Here is a 17,071-nt window from a genome sequence, read left to right as displayed (position 1 = left end):
GGCCTCCTCGATGAGATTTCTTCAACGGGCGTCGAGGGCTTCTCCAGTTTCCACAGCAACTTTCCCTCCATGTCGCCGCTGATACCCCGCCGGTGAGAACCACCGTTTCAGACTCATTTCGGTCAGTTCTTATTGCTTTCGCACGTTATCGACCGTCTCAGCCACCGGAGTTGCGTGTAACGAGGCTACATCCGCGTTCACTATCGTTACAACCTGGAGTTTTGCCCGCGCTCCTGTTGAGCACGATGTCAGAGGGCTCCACCGTATCGCTTTCGCTCCACGGTGCCTCTCAGGCTACGGGAGGGGAGTCTCTTCTCCCGGTTGGACTTGCACCAACTAGCTACTGTGTCCTTATCTGGACACGCCGATTTGCCAACGCTTTCGATACACGTCGCAGATTTGCTCCGCATCCATCGCCATGTCGTTCGTCAGAATCACGACGCGCTTGCCTTCACTGTCCGTGGTTTCAATCAACCGCAGGGTGTACTTCATAACGTAATTTGGGTAACTCCCCAAGCGCACCAAGGCTTCTCTGGTGACTGGTGAATCGTCCGGCACGGTTCGTTCCTCAATGACTTCGTGAATGACCGCGTTGTCTTTGAGCCGCGTGACAAACTTTGTTTTGTTTGCACAGTACGCATCGAACTTTCGGTAATCCACATAGCCACGGTTGAAGACGTTGAGCGCATCGGGCTCCACGACCACCAACGCATCCATCTGCGTTTTGTCTGCAGGTTTGGCAGGTGTGAGAATCACCTTGTCCGGCGCGACTTGGTGGTCTAGAAACACCAAACGCAAGTGCAATTTCACACCGGCTTTGGTCCTGCGAAACTCTGCCCATGGATACTGCGAGAGAACATTGAAATGGTTGATGAGTCAACCAGGTTAATCCGTCTGAGCTTCTCATTCGCTCGCTTTATGCCGACCTGACGCGTAATCTGTTCAACGCATTGACGGAAAACGAAATCCAAAAATGTTGAAGGAGTTTCCCGCAACTTCCTGGATAACTGTGAGGCACTAATAGAATCCAGCGCCAATTCCTTCTGAAGGGATTCATTGGCTTCCAGCTCTAAACTGATATCCGTCAGGGACGGGATCTGGTTGACCTGGGCGAAGACGATGAGCCTAATGAATGGAATAACGCCGAGCTTCTTGACGTACCGATCGAGCTTGAGATGATCTAATTCCTGCAATATGGAACTGACGTTCAGCGGAAGAACATATTCCGCAAACACAGATTTTGTGGTATCCTTGTCCATGCCTAGTCTCCTTAGTAGAGAGTCGGACAGGACTACCTGTACCTCTTATTCTAAGGAGATTTTTCATGTCAGTGGTTGTCTAAATCATGAACATTCCAAACATTGCGTCTATTCATTCTGACAACTTGAAGCACTTGACAAATCCTAAATTCCTTTATGCAATGCTAGTGATGACTAATGGGTAAAATCTATCCCCTTACAAAATCTTAGTCAAGAAAAATTATCCATATCGTTCTTTTGTATAAGTAACCGATTTGGATAACCACGAAGATAAGACATGTCTACTTCCAGTGAACCTCAGATTAAATGGGGGTTTCATCAACACGTGTAACAGCCAACCCATCATAAGGTTGGCTGTTACACGCAAATGATCCATGTGCTCCTTCGTGATTAAACATAGGCATTGCTTGGTGGCACGGCTATGTTCAGTAGCCACTGAATGCTTGTATGGCTTTCTGAGTGAGTGAACTGTCGTTTCATTTCACCCAGTACATAGCACCTGTCGTTATTTATCCAATAACAACTGTCGCTGATATTTCTCGTTCATTGTTTGCTTCTTGAGAAGCTTTCTAGTCATCATGCGTAATCGGTTCATTAAAGTACCTTTTTTCATATCCCCGAACATCCACTGATTTTCGTTGATGTGTTCAAGTCTAGCTTGTTCATGGCGCATCATCATTTGCACGTAGTAATCCCTTTGACCCATAAGTCCTCCCATGTTTCTGTTTGTTTAACGCGCAGACTACACAGAGTATGCATTATTGAGTCTGGGGAGTGCTGTCAAATGTGCATTTTTTCGTAATCATAACAATCGAACTGAAACAACATCCATCTCGTTTAGGGTGCCCGTAAGATCGGGGGAGCCATTCCAATTCAACATGCTACAAATACGACGCACCTGCGTCATGACCGATATTCCCACCCTTCACTATTACATATATCTAGGTAGGGTGACTGTTGTGTCTGTTTCTCCCATTTACGTCCATTAGTCAATCACTCAGTTATCTTGATGCAGGTGATTAGTCTGTTTGCAATCATGGCATCTTTTCACCTTACCGTTCTCTGTAGGCTCCCGTGGGTAGCCGGCTGGCCTACCATATCTGCCGTGCACTCCATCCTTGCTTACCGTTTCTAACACGGGTATGCCTTGTATATATTTTCACCACGTCAGACTTTACATCGTATAACGCTGATCTCCAAATATTAGTTGCTGGTGGTAATTGTGACTACTTTTTTGGAAGAGCAGTCTGTACAATATAGACGACTATAGTGGGTTTCTACAGCCGGATATTTGGTAAACACATCGAAAGGTGTGGATACAAAGCTACGGGTCTAACGGGATATGCCATGATCGTCGGGTTGCATTGTCAAGCGATCCATGCATCCTGTGACTCGTTCTTTTATTGCCTTTAGCCAGGAAGAGAAAGCATATGTACAAAGTAATGATTGTGGACGACTCGGCATTTATGAGAAGCGTCATTAGGAAAATTATTACCAATGCTGGATACCATGTTGTTGCCGAAGCGGAGAACGGGATGGAAGCAGTACATTTGTACAATGTTCATTCCCCCGATGTCGTTACTATGGACCTAACTATGCCAGGCATGGGGGGATTAGAAGCTCTAAGGGTTTTAATGACATTAAACCCAATTGCAAAGGTAATAGTTGTGTCTGCTATGAGACAGGCTGAAATCATTAACGAGGCAGTTAAGGCTGGTGCACGAGGATTCCTGGTTAAGCCATTTCAGCCAGGAGCCGTGGTTCGTGAGTTGTTGACCTGTTTAAAAAAGATGTGAAGGTGAAACAGTGCTTAAGGAGTGCAAGAGGTGTCATACACCATTTTCTCATGCAAGGTATGATCTGTGCCCGTTATGTATCAAGTCAATTGTACAAGTTGTTGAAACATACTTGTCCACACATAATCGAGCAACTATATTCGAGATAGTCCGTGATACTGGTATTGACTCTAAGATAGTGTTGGAAATGATAAGAGATGGTCGCTTGAGCCTGGCGTGACGAATTAAGTATCATACTAAGTGGGCCCATTTTATAGTCTTTCAGGCTACTGCATTGTCTATAGATGTGGGTTGTATGTGCAGTACACGTTTCCTTGAACAATGAAGGGAGTAGATACATACTTGGCTGGAACTAAACCACCTTATTGTCCCCGCATCGTTGCCATAGTGGTGCGGGTTTTTCTATGTCCACAAAAAGACAGCCCACACGAAGTGGACTGTGATAGTGGGTTTGTACCTTGAAGACACAAACACATAATGCATTAAGCTTCGCCTTATTACGCCCATGACAGCCACAGCTAGTTTGATATCAAATGGTATTTATCCCCTCCGCTGTTCTTTGCTTGATACATGGCACCGTCAGCTGATACTAATAGTGTTTTTATATCCTTGTGAATCGGGTAGAAAGAAAATACCGATACTCGTTGTTACTTGTGTTGTATGACCGTGCCATTCCCAGGGAGATCGAACCGCTTTCACAATTCGGTCAGCTACAATCAATGCGTCCTCCTGTGAGGAAACCCCCTCCAGCAAAACCGCAAACTCGTCTCCAGCAAGCCTGGCTACTGTCCCAACGCCGACGACACTCTCCTGAAGTGTGTACGCGAAAAACTGTAGAACATCATCACCTGCGTCATGTCCTAGTGTGTCGTTAATTGTTTTGAACTTATCGCAATCTAAAAACAGAACTGCTAGCTGGGTCCCTTCACGTTTTGCATTTAAAACTGCTTCTTTTAGACGCTTCCTAAAGAGTCGACGATTAGGTAAGTCGGTCAATGGGTCGTGGTATGCTAAATACTCCATACGTCTTCTTGTAGCCTGACGTTCTGTAATGTCTCGGGAAACTGAGATTACCTTTTCTACATGTCCATCGGTATCCGCAATTGGGATAAGATAAGTAAAGATTCAACCTCCAGGTAGTCGTCTCTTGCAATATTACGTTTGAGGTATTCCACTTGTACCGTTTTCTTCGACCTAACAGCTTTTTGAAACGCAGATACGACTTTTTCCCGGTCAGCCTGATGTACAACAACAATTCCTGGTTTACCTGTGTACCAGTTCGCGGATATCCCAAGGACCCTTTCGTACGATGGTGAAGCATATCTACTATTGTGTTCGAAGGTTTTACTCAGTCTGACGGGGCGGCCTTCATAGATGATTTGAAAAGTAATGTTGCGAAAATCACCCCTCAAGTATCACCTTATTATTGATGGTGAAAAGTTAAAGATTTTTGAAACCTGAAACTCTACCGGTTCTTTAAAAGAGTTATGGACTTTATATGAGTTTTGGATTTAAAAACATCGTAGTCGTCAGACCAGCAAGGAGCGCCACGGCAAAAAGTCAGCTCGCTCGTGTAGCAAGAGAGAGCAAGTTTACTGGACAATTTGTTGACAGTAAGGAAGAGGCTTTACGTGTCGCTGGCGTAGTGTGAACGTCTAGAACTGCAAGGATAAAAAATCAACAGGAAAACAACAGTAGGTCAACAGTATATGGCCAAATTTCCCGTGTATCATGGTATCAGAGGGATTAAACGAAAGACGCTTGCTCACGTGCAGGCGTCTCTTGGCGGGTGCTTACACCATGCACATAAGCCTCTTGAACAACCGATAGAAGCGCATTCTCAGCTTTTCTCCTGGGTTCCAGAATACTGGGGAAGTAACTCCCTTTGCGAAGCTTAGGAATCGCAGACGTTACCTGCATCATACAGTCAATGGCTCACTTGGTCTCCACTCATACATCGAACGCTATGAACGAAAAAAGGCATTCCCCTTTGGTCACCAGCCAAATTAAGGGGAAATGCCTCTTTCCTAACCGTTCCAATATACCACTAAACCTATCGGAAACGTAAATGTAAAAAATGGGCGTAGCGGTAATGGAGTTCTCATAACGCCGCTTTGGATTCCCATATCCGTTGAAAATTATATCACCGTTTGCCACTTTTAAGCCGCACAAACGTAATTTTTCCTCACGTGAGTACACAGCCGAAGATTGCGCAAAGTAAGTCGTAAGTGTAACTCGTGGAAGCTGTAGTTAGTCAGAACATGGGACGTAACAAGCACTGTTAAGTTATCCATGTACACTGTTCTGGCTCTTTGTCAAATAGCATGTGATTTCTGCCCATTCGTACGAACATAGATGCTGAAACAAACAAGGAGAGAAATGCTAGATGATGAGCATCGGATTACTGATCATTCGTCTTGTAGTGGGATTAACTTTTGCAGCACATGGTGCACAGAAAATGTTCGGTTGGTTTAAGGGGCCTGGTTTAAAAGGTTTCGCTGGATGGTTGGAATCTATAAACGTAAAACCACCGCTTTTAAATGCGTTTCTGGCGGCACTGTTTGAAATCGTTGCCGGACTGCTGTTTGCAGCAGGCGTATGGATGTGGCTTGCAGCCGCATTGATTACCATTACAATGCTGGTCGCTATTTCTAGGGTACATGGAAAAAACGGCTATATACAACCAAATGGTTACGAATATAATCTTCACCTTATCGCAGTGTCAATCGGTATTGCAATGGTCGGCCCAGGACAGTATGTACTGTTTTAGTACCTCAGTTGTTACCACGCTACGTCCGTATGTGGTGTGTCAGTTGTTATGGAGAATTGCTTCGTAGACGAGTAAGGGCATCAACGGTCAAGTCCATGTAGGTTAATTGACGTTATTATTTGCAATCAAAAGTACGACGAAAAGTAAGAATCCCGACCGGTTGGCGTACCGATCGGGGAGATAAAACCACACTACAGAACTGCATTGGTTGTATTGTCGTTAAAAACCGTATTCTGCTTCTCTCTCATCGCGAATGTTTGAATAGGTCTTCGTTAGCAAAATGGTATCCTCAACGAGACGTTCAATTCGGAAGAGAACGTCATCATTGACAATTTCTTTACGGTGGAAATCCTTCTCCTCGATAAATACGTAGGTCTGAACGCTCTGCGCTTTCATGTACGCTAAAATAGGCTTCAAGTGATGCTCTACTACTAGGTAGTGTTTAGACGAACCTGCAGTAACAATAATGCTTGCAATTTTATCTCTAAACGCATTCACTGGGAGCAAATCGAAGATGTTCTTCAGTGAACCTGGAATAGACGCCTGAAAAATAGGTGTTCCAATGACAATAGCATCCGCTTCCATAATGCTTCTTGTCACAACACCTGTATCACCATCATATTCGAGGTAATTTCGTCCATCACTAAACTGGACATCATATTCGACTAAATCAATTAGTGTCGTTTCAATATCTGGATATTTTTCAGCAAAAACGGTTTGAGCGTAATTCATTGCGGTTCTTGTTTTTGACCCGACATTTGAACCAGATAGGAGAACAATTTTCATTTTTACTCAGCCTCCTTTTTTGTAGCCGTGTACTTTCGGACAGCTGGTAAAATTTCTGTACCGATGATCTCGATATTCTTTACTAATTTATCAAACGGCACACCGCCGAAATCCATTTGGGCGATATAACGCTGATGACCGAAGAGTTCATGTTGGTAAAGAATTTTTTCGATGATTTGCTGCGGACTTCCGACGTTCATGACACTTCGGGTATCAGTACCTTGTACCCAGAGTTGTTTCGCAAACCCTTGGCCGTTTGTTACCTTCATTCCCTCATTAATGTGGGGATAATACTCCTTCAGTGCTTCTTGTGTCGTTTGCGCAGCATAGAAAAATCCGGCTGTCGCCACGGGTAACTGAGACGGATCGAATCCGTTATGTCGTGCCGCCTCACGATACGCATCAACAGTTCGTTTAAAAACCGCAGCGGGTCCACCTAAATGGGCCATGAACATTGGGACTCCAGCATAGCCCGCCTTGATGGCGCTGGCTGGTGTCCCACCAACGGCACGCCAAATCGGCAACGATCCGTTTAGTGGGCGCGGTAAAACCCTTGCATCCCTTAAGGGAGCCCGAAATTCCCCGTTCCAATTCACAATTTCTTCGTCATTTATCTTCAACAGAAGTTCAAACTTTTCCTCAAATAGTTCTTCATAATCGCGGAGGTTGTAGCCTAGTAAATCAAAAAGCCCGACTCTGGATGCACGACCAGCAACAATTTCCACGCGTCCATGGGAAATCAAATCAATGGTTGCGAAATCTTCATAGACCCGAACTGGGTCTGATGTACTGATAATCGTGGATGAGCTTCCGATTTTAATTTTACTTGTCGCCTGGGCAATAGCGGATAGAACGACAGCATGTCCTTGAGTAGCGAAATACTCCTGATGACTTTCACCGACACTAAAAAAATCAATACCTGCCTGTTCAGCCAGCTTAGCTAGTTCAATGATTTCATGAATTCGCCTTTCGGCAGAAATACGCTTTCCAGTGTAGGGGTTAGGGATATGGTCCCCTAATGTATAAATCCCGAATTCCAAACCTTTATCTGGATTAATCCTGTATTTTTTCAACGATATCACCTGTCGTAGTGTTCTGAACGTGACCCAAGTAAATACCCTTGCCCGCGCAACAAGGTTCAGATGTTACCCACCGGCTATTATAAGATGTAATGGTCATTACAGTAAGTACGCACTTCAATGTGATATAGTATCCAAAATGATATTATTGGAGGATACAATGATATCATCCGAGGGATTATCATTATCTTACAGGATGCTCTTTTTGTCTTTTCCTCTATAGAACTTCCCCAAGCAGTCAGGTTGGACATTTATTTATTATTTCACCATTTGCCCAACAGTTGATATCGCGGCACGTACACCATATATTCGTCTGATCGTATCGATCCCGGACTTAGGTGGTATCCCCCGGTCTTGATCTTACTCCGTGACCAATGAATTCGGCCGGTTTAAGGACGGTTTACAAAAGCCAATAGAACAATATAATGATTATTAGTTAATAATTATTATTAACTTAGATTGAAATTATGGAGGAAATCTATATGCCGTTAGTAGGAAAAGCTGCCCCTGACTTTGACATGTTGTCCACGAAAAACATGGAAACCTTGGACGAACACGTGAAGCTATCTGATTACAAAGGCAAGTGGTTGGTATTCTTCTTTTACCCAGCTGACTTTACATTTGTTTGCCCAACCGAGATTATCGCAATGAACGATCGACTGCAGGAATTTAAGGATCTCGACGCTGAAGTTTTGGGTGCAAGTACGGACAGCGTACATAGCCACAAAGCGTGGATTAATACACCCAAGACGGAAAATGGGCTTGGTGGTTTGGATTACCCGTTGGCAGCCGACTTCACCAAGACAGTTGCACGGAGCTATGATGTGTTGGTCGAAGAGGAAGGAACCGCACTGCGTGGTTTGTTCATCATCGACCCTGAAGGGATTTTAAGGTATCAGGTAGTTCACGACATGAATATCGGCCGAAGCGTAGATGAAACCTTGCGGGTGCTCGAGGCACTGCAGGCCGGTGGACTTTGCCCCGCAAACTGGAAGCCGGGTCAGAAGCTACTTGAGGTTTGAACTACGTCGGGGGCAGGATTACCTGCCCCCGATAACAACGATAACATGAAAAAATAACTATGCCGATGAGACTTGGAACATCATTACCCGCACTCAATGGTGACAACAGAGTGGATAAATGCAAACGGAAAGCCTACTATAAAGCCAGGAAAAATGAGCAAGGTTGGCGGACCATCGCCATCCACATATGCCACGTTAAGAAGATGACGATAAGGAAAGAGTATTATATGCCATGATGTTTCCAAACGCTTCAGTTGTTAGTCGGAGGTTATTTAATGAATGTACATGAGTTGAATGTACCGGAGATATTAAAGAGTGCTGGGTTACGCGTAACACCGCAACGTGATGCAATCCTGCGACATATCTTTGCTTGTCGTGGGCACATGACTGCGGACGAAATATATCGCTCTATGCAAAGTATCTTACCGAATCTCAGCGTATCCACCGTCTACAATACGTTAAAAAATTTAAGTGAGGCGGGGATCATTCGGGAGATCAAGTTCGGAGACGGCGCCAGCCTCTTCGATGCGAACACCTCGCCTCATCACCATTTTGTATGTAAAAGCTGCGGCAAGCTAATCGACTTTTTTTTGCCCTCAACTCCCAATTTAGCGCACATTGCTGAAGAGGAGAAATTTCAAATAGAAGACATGCACATTGAAGTAACAGGACTATGTAACGACTGCTTAAGCGTCCAGGGAAACTCCTAGGCTCACCCGGTGGCAGCGGTGCTGTTTGTCAAATCTGTACGAGTGTACGGTTCATGATTATATGTTAGTTTACAGTACCAGAGATTAAACGGAGAGATAATAATGGAAATTGTAGACGTTACCTATGCACCACCCCGGAGCTCCGAAAAGTTAGTGTTGTGTATAGGAAAGTTCGATGGAGTTCACGTTGGACATCAAGCTATTATTCGGACGGCTAAGGAATATGTGGGTAAAGCGCAACTTGCAATCATGAGCTTCTGACCGCATCCGCTCTGGGCATTAAATCATAACCCTGATTTTCAATACGCACTTACACCTCTGCGAGAACAACGGCGATTGCTCGAACAATATGGAGTCACCCGACTGTATGAAGTCAACTTTACGAAGGAATACGCACAGATTTCCCCCGAGACATTCGTTCTCGAGCATCTTGCCGCTCTCAACTTGGAACGCGTTGTAGTCGGGGATGGATTTAACTTCGGAAAAGGTGCTCATTCCACTACACGAGAGTCGATCGACCTTTGTCAGCAGATCGGTGTGCCGGTGACTGTGGTGCCGACGTTAAATATAAACAACCGTAAAGTCAGTAGCTCAGATATTCGTAACCATGTAAAAACGGGGCGAGTCGAAGCTGCGCAAGCTCTCCTCGGACGTCCTTACACTATAACTGGGCCAGTTATACATGGTGCGGGTGTAGGACATCAACTGGGGTTCCCAACTGCTAATCTTGGTGGTTTAGACGAATTCGCGTTACCAGCCCCTGGAGTTTACGAGGGAATTGCCGAGATTCATAGCTCCCCGTTAGAAGGAAACACGTTTTGGTATACACTGATTAGCGTGGGATATCGCCCTACTGTAAACGGGAAATCCTACGAAATTGAGGCATACTTGCTCGACTTTGACGGTGACTTGTATGGAAAGGACCTATCTGTATCGTTCATTCGCCGGGCACGCGATGAAATTAAATTTTCAGGGGTAGATGCATTGATTGCTCAGATGCACCTAGATGAATCAATAGCGAGGGATAGGTTTGGATTGACAACAACCTAACCCCAAAAGTTTCGGCAGCGCACCCGGGTTGCTCGCATTGTCGTCAGCGCATCATGGTCATGTTTAAATCATGTTGTGTTACTTTCCCGTTTTGTAATGTATAGACGACAGTTGACGTTTCATTTCTGCGAGCGGATAAGGCAATAATTCCAGCGTTTTTAGAGAGAAATGGAGTCCATTGTCGCCATACTCCCCCTCCATTCCCCGTCACAAATATCGAATGTCCATCCGTAACCCAGACAGCTTCATTACTCACGGAAACTAGATTGGAAACCCTATGTAACGGCACAACACTAGAGCATGTCCAAGTGTTTCCCCCATTAGAGGTGAAGTAAAATACAGATCCTTTTCCACCGTCAAAAACAATAGGCAAGATACCGCTTGTCGGTGAGGAGAACGAAGGCGGCAACGGATGGGCATATTGATTTCTCACTTGAGTAGGAACCGATACGTCTTGTGGCAACCATGAATGTCCTCCATCATGAGTTACATACAATGTGACTTTGCCCGGATGCAATCCGTTATCAATCGTAAGCCAACCCGTTTTAGCGTCTGCAAACGAAATACCCGTTTTACCATCATCTAATGGAAGGCTGTCGCTTTGCGTGGTCGCGACCTCGCTCCATGTTATCCCACCGTTGGATGTGTAGTAGAGGTCACTCGGTTCTTGCCCTGCTGCAGGTCCGGGAGAGGCTAACAACCATCCTGTTTGCGCATTTATGAAACTCATCCAGGCTAATAAATAAGCTTTGGGAAGGTTGGTACAAGTCCACGTCTTCCCTCCGTCAGATGTCTTGAAGACAGATGTGTACCGAGTATTCGCAGACACGACCCAAGCATTGCTTACACCGACCGCTTCCCCACCTGCATAAGTATTTTGCTTGGTCGCTAATTGCAAAGGTGTTATATTTGTCCATGATTTCCCACCGTCATCAGTCCGTAAAATGCCGTCCGTACCGAAGATATTTCCTTGTGCGGAAGTAAAATCCCATCCCGTGCTTTGAGAAATCATGTAAATAGAATCAGTAAGATTCAATTGAGGCTTGTTGGGATTCACGATGATCTTGGGAGTCGGGTTCGTGTTTGGCTGAGGTGTTGTCGACGTGGTTGTGTTGCAGATCGTATCAACTGTCTGCTCAGTATGATTTGATGAATCAACAGGGGCTGTCACATTTCCACACCCTGTTAACCCAAGCAATAAACAAAATACAGAGACTGTTCCCAATTGGATTGTCATTTCGCCACGTCCTTTCATGAACTAGACGCAGCTGAACTCCTCTTCATTACAGACGAGTTCCCTCGTTGTCTGCTCACACCAGCGAACAAAAAATTTAGCCATTGCCTTTCAGGAAAAGGCACACACAAAAAAACCGCCACCGGTGGTACACCGGAGTTTAAGTTTACCGCGCTTCAAGCTAAGATAATGGAAGAAGTATTTTGTCAGTTACAGAGGAGGATATGCAGTGGGCGTTCGATATGTAGCAAGTATTATCGTCTATGAAGACGGTCAACGTGATGTAATATGGGATTCTTCTGTTTCGATGGAGGACTGTTACCGAGAATTGAAACAGGTAACTGAGGACATGGAAGCCGCTTTAGGCAACAACAATCCACCAAATCCACCAAGAAAACCAGCGAAAATCACACGTCTGAAGTAGACACCCAAGTCAGCTATAAACCAATATATCGAAGTCGAGAGTAATTCGTTTACGATAACCCAGCATGGCTCACCACGCCTCTCAATGATGCGAACCACGGTGGGCCGTTTTAGTTGCCGACTCAAAATTCTCCTCGTCCATTCACTTCATAATTCAACGAGGTGCTCTGCAAATGTCGGCAAGAATATGGAATGAAAAAATATGATACACCATCAGGTCGTTGTGCTTAATGGGCCGATCCATTTACCGAGGCGAGCTAGTTATCACGGGATGTATGGCACTGCAGTTAATGAGAATATTAGGGAGTATCAGTCACGACTGCTGACCACACAGCATTGGCGAAAGGAGACCAACTATGAAAGTTTTTGTAGTAGGGGCAAACGGGCAGATTGGGAGACAACTCGTGCGCCTACTTCACGACAGCGAGGAACATACAGTCAGAGCTATGGTCAGGAAAAAGGAACAAGTGGCCTTCTTTGAAAAATCAGGAGTAGAGACGGTTGTTGCAAGCCTGGAGGAAGCTGTAGATGAGATAGCCCAAGCTGCAAAAGGTTGCGATGCCGTTGTTTTTACGGCGGGATCTGGCGGGCAGACAGGACCAGACAAAACTCTCTTGGTCGATCTCGACGGTGCCGTCAAAACCGTCGAAGCTGCTGAACAACTTGGTATCCGCAGGTTCATCATGGTCAGTGCAATCCAAGCACACAGGCGAGAAAATTGGAACGCCGAAATCAAATCATACTACGTTGGGAAGCACTATGCGGATAAAATGCTCGAACAAAGTAAGTTGACGTATACCATCATTCGACCAGGTGGACTTTTAAATGAACCTGGTACCGGAAAAGTTGCCGCTGCTGAGAACTTAGTCAGAAAGTCGATACCACGTGAAGACGTAGCATATACCATCATGATTGCGCTCAACGAAGAGCATACATTTCGTCGTTCCTTTGATCTGACATCTGGTGATACACCTATCTCCATCGCGTTAACGAGGATTTAATCTTTAAGCCATCACTAATCGTGCAGCCATCCAAAAATTCCACGTACCTCTATGCCCGCTGGGATGCAGTGCGTACGTGAAGGTGGAACAAGCACGTTCTGACAAATGTCATTAATAGTACAAATTTGGAGACCAAAATTAAGGATATAAAGTCTAATATGGTAACAAGGACATAAACGGAATCCCCGTGAGAATGTGGTGACTGGAAGCTGCAGGGCTGCCTTAGACAGGCTATGTCAACCCTTTTCAGTTGGGCTAGGCTATAATCGGGGTGTTTACAGAATAGTCAGGTGAAATGATGAATAACTTAGAATGCCTTCTTCAGGTCGCTCCTATCATTGACCGTCTTCTACAAAATCAGGATGCAGCGTTCTCCATCGCCAACACGTCAGAAATTCTATTTTTTAGACCCGGTAAAACGATAAGCGTCGGACATCTTGGGTACAAGCTCCAAGCGGGTGACGGTCTTTATGAGGCAGTTCATCTAAACAAAGAGCAAACGGGCCTTATCCCAGAGGAGGTTGTAGGTGTCCCGTTCCACACAACGGTCATTCCGATTCGAGACGGTTCCGGCAATCCTATTGGGGCAGTTGGGATGGCTACTAGTTTGGTCAAACAAAATAAGATTTCACACATTGCTGAAAACATCGTTGAATCGTTTAAACAGATTTCCGCCAGTATAAAACATGTTACCGATGAAACGCAGAAGATTTCCGAGTCCCATGAAGCGATCCTCCGGAATGCTCGGCAATCAACAGAGCAAACGCAAAGCACATCGCATATTATCGACTTCATCCAAGATGTATCGAGCCAGACAAAGGTTTTGGGGCTGAATGCGTCTATCGAAGCTGCACGTGCAGGTGACTATGGTCGTGGCTTTTCTGTTGTTTCCAAGGAGATTCGAAAACTTGCGGACAGCACACAGAAAGCCATCGAACAGATTGAATCAGGGCTCGGTACCATGAAATCCTCTGCCCAAGAGGTGGAAAAGCAGATAGCGGACAATGCCCAATCAGTTCAAATGCAGGCTGCCGCCACTCAAGAGGCAATGGCAAGCATTGAGGAATTACAAGCACTATCTGAGCAATTGTTTGAACTCGCCAAGGCGTTTTAAAAGGGCCGCCCTAAGGTTTGCCTCATCTGCGTCGCGGATTATTCGCAATTCGCTTGAATTTCTTGACATAACCGTTTAACAGTATTAGGACCCACGGTACTAGTTACAGGTACAAAGTTAAGACAACCGTGTAGCAGGGACAGCCATATTTATCAGCTGTCCTTGTTCTTTCCAATCTGCAGCCCGTAACATATCCGTGAAGGTTGAGCATAAATTCAAGGTCAAGGGTACGGTTTCATACGGGGCGAGGCGAACAAGTTCAGTTTTGTATTTATCATATTAACAGACGGAAACCCTTGGAATAAATCGAATATAATGTGGACAAAGGAGTGATTGAACATGAGTGTGATGTATTGTCTGCACTGTGGAGCTGTCCATAATGTTGATCAAGCCGACAACGTGTTCCGAACAGGATTTCGACGGTTACCTGACGGACAGGACGTACCTATAGGAATTTGCGATCACAATGCAAAAATCAATGATGCTCCCATTGTTGAGCGAGGACAAGCCATTCATCGAGCTGTTGGCTGATTGCGACCACTTCTGGGTCGCAAAGGCTCCCTTTCTTCTCAGCTATAGTTATCATTGCAATCCGTAGTTCCTCAATAATGCTGACGTCTACTGCCGTTCCCATCTCGCGATATCCCCTGTCGCTATAGTTCAACACTCGTACAACGATATCACATGAATGCTGTCGTAAATTGGCGAGTTTTGTCCGACACAGACTGTTCAATTTGATAACGCTTTCCAATCCATTTGATCCATAAAACCCAATTCAGCATTTAAGTGAAGTTTATATTTCATTCGGGTATCGGTTTTTGTGGAGACATCTCGCGTCCTCCTGAAATCATGTACCCAGTTATTTTTCAGCTCGATAGTATGGCTAAAGAGGTTCAAGCGATAGTTGCTAAGTTTACAATATAGCTGACAATATCAGAAAGCGACCGGTTGGCCGCTCTCTGATATTGGTATGAAGTTTACAAGGGCAACCCAGGAACATTGCAAAAACTTGCGATACTGTTCAGCCGTGATCGTTCGACAAACGTATTATTAACGGTATCCAGCTTCGAGGTTAAATTGGAATCATTAAGTCCACATAGAAGTGACAGGGGGTATTGTTCATTGAAGTTTCGTACAGTAGCGCCTTTCATTCCAGTGGCCGGGCTCGGCATACTTTGTGGAGTGGTGATGATCTGCAAATCCATCCAGGAACCTCTCCCCGAAAGAGCGTATGATATCGCGGAATATGTGAAACACAACGATGGTATCGATGTAACAGTACTTGGGCACACAGAATATGCAGAAGGCGGAACAGCGTGGGGTGTTCAAGCAGACGGGAATCCATCCGTTTCCTTCACAGTTATTGACAACGGACTCTTTAGAACACACATTGTCAGCGACGATTATAAGACATCCCTCACACGTCCCTAGCACCAGTACCGCATGCTTCAAATAAATGGACCGTCCACGGGAACGTGCGTTCTGATATGATGTGATCCGGAGATGATAAGCATGTGCGGCCGTTTCACCCTAACTGAGGACTGGAGTCAAATACTTGCTTACTTTGGCATCACGGACTCCGATTATGCAATTCCACCTCGTTATAATATCGCACCGTCACAGCGAATCCCTGCTGTCATTGCGGACCATGACAACAAACGTCGCATTGGCCCTTTGTCATGGGGATTGATCCCGCAGGCGTGGAAAGCAGAGCACCCGAAGGTAAAACCGATCAATGCCCGGGTCGAGGGATTGCAGACGAATGGAGTCTTCAAGCGTCTCGTGGAACGTCGTCGGTGCATTATTCCGGCAACTGGATACTTTGAGTGGCAGCGGAACACGAAGCAACCCCACTACATCAGAGTTAAAAGTCGACCTGTATTCGCTTTTGCCGGATTTTACGACACCTGGGCCGCTGCGTCGGGGGACAAAATCAATACGTGCACCCTCATCACGTGCCGGGCCAATATCCGCATAAAGTCGATCCATGATCGTATGCCGGTAATCCTCCACGACAAACAGGATGAACGATTTTGGTTGGACCGGAACGCGACGAATATCGACGACCTGCTGGCTGTCCTGAAGCCGTACTCTGAGAACGACATGCTCTTGTACCCAGTATCCAAGATGGTTGGAAACGTTCACTGCGATACGGTCGAGTGCGTCCAGAAGATAGACATTTGAATGCACCATGTGTGTAGCAGTGTACACGGGAAAATTCGTTTATCCACGAACATGCGCTTTGACATCAAGCAACTGGCCAACTTGTACAATAAAAAAACACCTTGACGATGAATGACGACCACTTCTTTGGAGAAGCTTCAGTTGAGGAGTGAAAATATGGCTAAATTGACCTTAACTGTAACCAACTTTATATTCAAACTGATTTCAACAATGTTAGTACTTTGGGTTGCACACGTGGTAAATCGTGTATGGTTCTTTGGTGGTTGGGGCTATTTTTCCACCGCGTTAATCATCGCCATAGTCGGGCTTATCGTAGACATGACCGTGCTTCCGTTTCTCGGTAACAGCAGAACACTCGCTGTGGATTTCGTGGTTAATACACTATTGATTTGGTTTGTGCCTGTTCTCTGGAATGGACCACGTATATCGTTTCTGCCTACATTGATATGCTCAGCTGTAATCACTGTGCTCGAAGCCGGCATACACCGCTTTATTAATCGAACGAATAGGTTAGTCGATCAAGCAGAGGAGAGATAAAAATAGGCACTTCTTAGTGGTGTGTAAACCATGTTCATCTAGTTTCTACTTGGCGTGATTGCATTGCCCCGCACCCCATTTGGTTCGACTTAAACTCGCGGATAAA

General features: G+C 45.4%; 20 protein-coding genes, 2 pseudogenes and 1 riboswitch. Of the genes and pseudogenes, 12 read left to right on the top strand and 10 right to left on the bottom strand.

All coding sequences use genetic code 11. The features are described 5' to 3' along the window. Positions 1 to 351: 351 nt before the first annotated feature. From NZD86_RS07550 to NZD86_RS07540, 3 genes are all read right to left on the bottom strand, one after another. Positions 352 to 810 (bottom strand): transposase, encoded by a 459-nt coding sequence (locus NZD86_RS07550; RefSeq protein ID WP_268045894.1) that lies wholly within the window; start codon positions 808 to 810, stop codon positions 352 to 354. After that, a complete protein-coding gene (locus tag NZD86_RS07545) occupies positions 807 to 1,259 on the bottom strand; it encodes a DUF4372 domain-containing protein (RefSeq protein WP_268045893.1) in 453 nt (150 codons plus the stop codon). The genes NZD86_RS07550 and NZD86_RS07545 overlap by 4 nt, the downstream gene beginning before the upstream one ends. A 505-nt stretch (positions 1,260 to 1,764) precedes the next feature. After that, positions 1,765 to 1,977 (bottom strand): hypothetical protein, encoded by a 213-nt coding sequence (locus NZD86_RS07540; RefSeq protein ID WP_268045892.1) that lies wholly within the window; start codon positions 1,975 to 1,977, stop codon positions 1,765 to 1,767. A 565-nt stretch (positions 1,978 to 2,542) separates the two neighbouring features. Next, a riboswitch (cyclic di-GMP riboswitch) is annotated at positions 2,543 to 2,626 on the top strand. Positions 2,627 to 2,689: 63 nt separating this feature from the next. On the opposite strand from NZD86_RS07540, the gene NZD86_RS07535 reads away from it, so the two are divergent. Next, complete coding sequence (locus tag NZD86_RS07535; RefSeq protein WP_268045891.1) at positions 2,690 to 3,055, top strand: response regulator; 366 nt, start codon at positions 2,690 to 2,692, stop codon at positions 3,053 to 3,055. A gap of 579 nt (positions 3,056 to 3,634) precedes the next feature. Here NZD86_RS07535 and NZD86_RS07530 read toward each other — a convergent pair. The 3 genes and pseudogenes from NZD86_RS07530 to NZD86_RS07525 all read right to left on the bottom strand — a co-directional run. Further along, the gene (locus tag NZD86_RS07530) at positions 3,635 to 4,078 is read right to left on the bottom strand and encodes a GGDEF domain-containing protein (RefSeq protein ID WP_268045890.1); all 444 of its coding nucleotides are present in this window, start codon (positions 4,076 to 4,078) and stop codon (positions 3,635 to 3,637) included. 56 nt (positions 4,079 to 4,134) lie between these two features. After that, entirely contained in the window at positions 4,135 to 4,467 is a 333-nt protein-coding gene (locus NZD86_RS24705; RefSeq protein WP_407655220.1) for a PAS domain-containing protein, read from the bottom strand. A 373-nt stretch (positions 4,468 to 4,840) separates the two neighbouring features. After that, a pseudogene (locus NZD86_RS07525) lies at positions 4,841 to 4,960 on the bottom strand (transposase); the annotation flags it as partial. Positions 4,961 to 5,441: 481 nt separating this feature from the next. Between NZD86_RS07525 and NZD86_RS07520 the strand changes: the two are divergent. Beyond that, positions 5,442 to 5,825, top strand: coding sequence for a DoxX family protein (locus NZD86_RS07520; RefSeq protein WP_268045889.1), 384 nt, complete (start codon positions 5,442 to 5,444; stop codon positions 5,823 to 5,825). Between the two features lie 219 nt (positions 5,826 to 6,044). On the opposite strand, the gene NZD86_RS07515 is transcribed toward NZD86_RS07520, so the two are convergent. Continuing rightward, positions 6,045 to 6,611 carry an NADPH-dependent FMN reductase gene (locus NZD86_RS07515; RefSeq protein ID WP_268045888.1) on the bottom strand — a complete coding sequence of 189 codons (567 nt, stop codon included), beginning with the start codon at positions 6,609 to 6,611 and terminating at the stop codon, positions 6,045 to 6,047. A gap of 2 nt (positions 6,612 to 6,613) precedes the next feature. Further along, on the bottom strand, positions 6,614 to 7,684 hold the full coding sequence (locus tag NZD86_RS07510; RefSeq protein WP_268045887.1) for an LLM class flavin-dependent oxidoreductase: 1,071 nt from the start codon (positions 7,682 to 7,684) through the stop codon (positions 6,614 to 6,616). A 488-nt stretch (positions 7,685 to 8,172) separates the two neighbouring features. Between NZD86_RS07510 and NZD86_RS07505 the strand changes: the two genes are divergently transcribed. The 4 genes and pseudogenes from NZD86_RS07505 to NZD86_RS07490 all read left to right on the top strand — a co-directional run bounded on the left by NZD86_RS07505 (position 8,173) and on the right by NZD86_RS07490 (position 10,472). Further along, positions 8,173 to 8,712, top strand: a complete 540-nt coding sequence (locus tag NZD86_RS07505; protein WP_326492644.1) for a peroxiredoxin — start codon at positions 8,173 to 8,175, stop codon at positions 8,710 to 8,712. Between the two features lie 275 nt (positions 8,713 to 8,987). Beyond that, positions 8,988 to 9,422 carry a Fur family transcriptional regulator gene (locus NZD86_RS07500; protein ID WP_268045886.1) on the top strand — a complete coding sequence of 145 codons (435 nt, stop codon included), beginning with the start codon at positions 8,988 to 8,990 and terminating at the stop codon, positions 9,420 to 9,422. A 102-nt stretch (positions 9,423 to 9,524) separates the two neighbouring features. Further along, a pseudogene (locus NZD86_RS07495) lies at positions 9,525 to 10,004 on the top strand (adenylyltransferase/cytidyltransferase family protein); the annotation flags it as partial. Further along, positions 9,990 to 10,472, top strand: a complete 483-nt coding sequence (locus NZD86_RS07490) for a riboflavin kinase (RefSeq protein WP_268046816.1) — start codon at positions 9,990 to 9,992, stop codon at positions 10,470 to 10,472. The pseudogene NZD86_RS07495 and the gene NZD86_RS07490, both read left to right, overlap by 15 nt. Positions 10,473 to 10,515: 43 nt before the next feature. On the opposite strand, the gene NZD86_RS07485 is transcribed toward NZD86_RS07490, so the two are convergent. Continuing rightward, entirely contained in the window at positions 10,516 to 11,727 is a 1,212-nt protein-coding gene (locus NZD86_RS07485; RefSeq protein ID WP_268045885.1) for a hypothetical protein, read from the bottom strand. 208 nt (positions 11,728 to 11,935) lie between these two features. Between NZD86_RS07485 and NZD86_RS07480 the strand changes: the two genes are divergently transcribed. From NZD86_RS07480 to NZD86_RS07470, 3 genes are all read left to right on the top strand, one after another. Beyond that, on the top strand, positions 11,936 to 12,130 hold the full coding sequence (locus tag NZD86_RS07480; protein WP_268045884.1) for a hypothetical protein: 195 nt from the start codon (positions 11,936 to 11,938) through the stop codon (positions 12,128 to 12,130). Positions 12,131 to 12,485: 355 nt separating this feature from the next. After that, on the top strand, positions 12,486 to 13,130 hold the full coding sequence (locus NZD86_RS07475) for an SDR family oxidoreductase (protein WP_268045883.1): 645 nt from the start codon (positions 12,486 to 12,488) through the stop codon (positions 13,128 to 13,130). A 295-nt stretch (positions 13,131 to 13,425) separates the two neighbouring features. Next, positions 13,426 to 14,244 carry a methyl-accepting chemotaxis protein gene (locus NZD86_RS07470; RefSeq protein ID WP_268045882.1) on the top strand — a complete coding sequence of 273 codons (819 nt, stop codon included), beginning with the start codon at positions 13,426 to 13,428 and terminating at the stop codon, positions 14,242 to 14,244. 475 nt (positions 14,245 to 14,719) lie between these two features. On the opposite strand, the gene NZD86_RS07465 is transcribed toward NZD86_RS07470, so the two are convergent. Then, on the bottom strand, positions 14,720 to 14,878 hold the full coding sequence (locus tag NZD86_RS07465) for an aspartyl-phosphate phosphatase Spo0E family protein (RefSeq protein WP_268045881.1): 159 nt from the start codon (positions 14,876 to 14,878) through the stop codon (positions 14,720 to 14,722). Between the two features lie 488 nt (positions 14,879 to 15,366). Here NZD86_RS07465 and NZD86_RS07460 point away from each other — a divergent pair, with 488 nt between their 5' ends. From NZD86_RS07460 to NZD86_RS07450, 3 genes are all read left to right on the top strand, one after another. Beyond that, complete coding sequence (locus NZD86_RS07460) at positions 15,367 to 15,675, top strand: hypothetical protein (RefSeq protein ID WP_268045880.1); 309 nt, start codon at positions 15,367 to 15,369, stop codon at positions 15,673 to 15,675. A gap of 81 nt (positions 15,676 to 15,756) precedes the next feature. Continuing rightward, a complete protein-coding gene (locus NZD86_RS07455; protein ID WP_268045879.1) occupies positions 15,757 to 16,428 on the top strand; it encodes an SOS response-associated peptidase in 672 nt (223 codons plus the stop codon). A gap of 156 nt (positions 16,429 to 16,584) precedes the next feature. After that, on the top strand, positions 16,585 to 16,965 hold the full coding sequence (locus NZD86_RS07450) for a DUF2512 family protein (protein WP_268045878.1): 381 nt from the start codon (positions 16,585 to 16,587) through the stop codon (positions 16,963 to 16,965). Positions 16,966 to 17,071 lie beyond the last annotated feature (106 nt).

It is taken from the genome of Alicyclobacillus dauci, assembly GCF_026651605.1.
In the GTDB taxonomy this organism is placed as follows: Bacteria; Bacillota; Bacilli; order Alicyclobacillales; family Alicyclobacillaceae; genus Alicyclobacillus; species Alicyclobacillus dauci.
Note: the sequence above shows the minus strand (reverse complement) of the source record. Positions and strands in the feature narration are given on the sequence as shown.

Bases quoted from the DNA above. Each gene is read 5' to 3' on its own strand.
- NZD86_RS07545 (WP_268045893.1), bottom strand. From the start codon at position 1,259: ATGGACAAGGATACCACAAAATCTGTGTTTGCGGAATATGTTCTTCCG.
- NZD86_RS07520 (WP_268045889.1), top strand. From the start codon at position 5,442: ATGATGAGCATCGGATTACTGATCATTCGTCTTGTAGTGGGATTAACT.
- NZD86_RS07465 (WP_268045881.1), bottom strand. From the start codon at position 14,878: ATGGGAACGGCAGTAGACGTCAGCATTATTGAGGAACTACGGATTGCA.
- NZD86_RS07470 (WP_268045882.1), top strand. From the start codon at position 13,426: ATGATGAATAACTTAGAATGCCTTCTTCAGGTCGCTCCTATCATTGAC.
- NZD86_RS07505 (WP_326492644.1), top strand. From the start codon at position 8,173: ATGCCGTTAGTAGGAAAAGCTGCCCCTGACTTTGACATGTTGTCCACG.
- NZD86_RS07485 (WP_268045885.1), bottom strand. From the start codon at position 11,727: ATGAAAGGACGTGGCGAAATGACAATCCAATTGGGAACAGTCTCTGTA.
- NZD86_RS07535 (WP_268045891.1), top strand. From the start codon at position 2,690: ATGTACAAAGTAATGATTGTGGACGACTCGGCATTTATGAGAAGCGTC.
- NZD86_RS07500 (WP_268045886.1), top strand. From the start codon at position 8,988: ATGAATGTACATGAGTTGAATGTACCGGAGATATTAAAGAGTGCTGGG.
- NZD86_RS07455 (WP_268045879.1), top strand. From the start codon at position 15,757: ATGTGCGGCCGTTTCACCCTAACTGAGGACTGGAGTCAAATACTTGCT.
- NZD86_RS07450 (WP_268045878.1), top strand. From the start codon at position 16,585: ATGGCTAAATTGACCTTAACTGTAACCAACTTTATATTCAAACTGATT.
- NZD86_RS07515 (WP_268045888.1), bottom strand. From the start codon at position 6,611: ATGAAAATTGTTCTCCTATCTGGTTCAAATGTCGGGTCAAAAACAAGA.
- NZD86_RS07475 (WP_268045883.1), top strand. From the start codon at position 12,486: ATGAAAGTTTTTGTAGTAGGGGCAAACGGGCAGATTGGGAGACAACTC.
- NZD86_RS07530 (WP_268045890.1), bottom strand. From the start codon at position 4,078: ATGGAGTATTTAGCATACCACGACCCATTGACCGACTTACCTAATCGT.
- NZD86_RS07540 (WP_268045892.1), bottom strand. From the start codon at position 1,977: ATGGGAGGACTTATGGGTCAAAGGGATTACTACGTGCAAATGATGATG.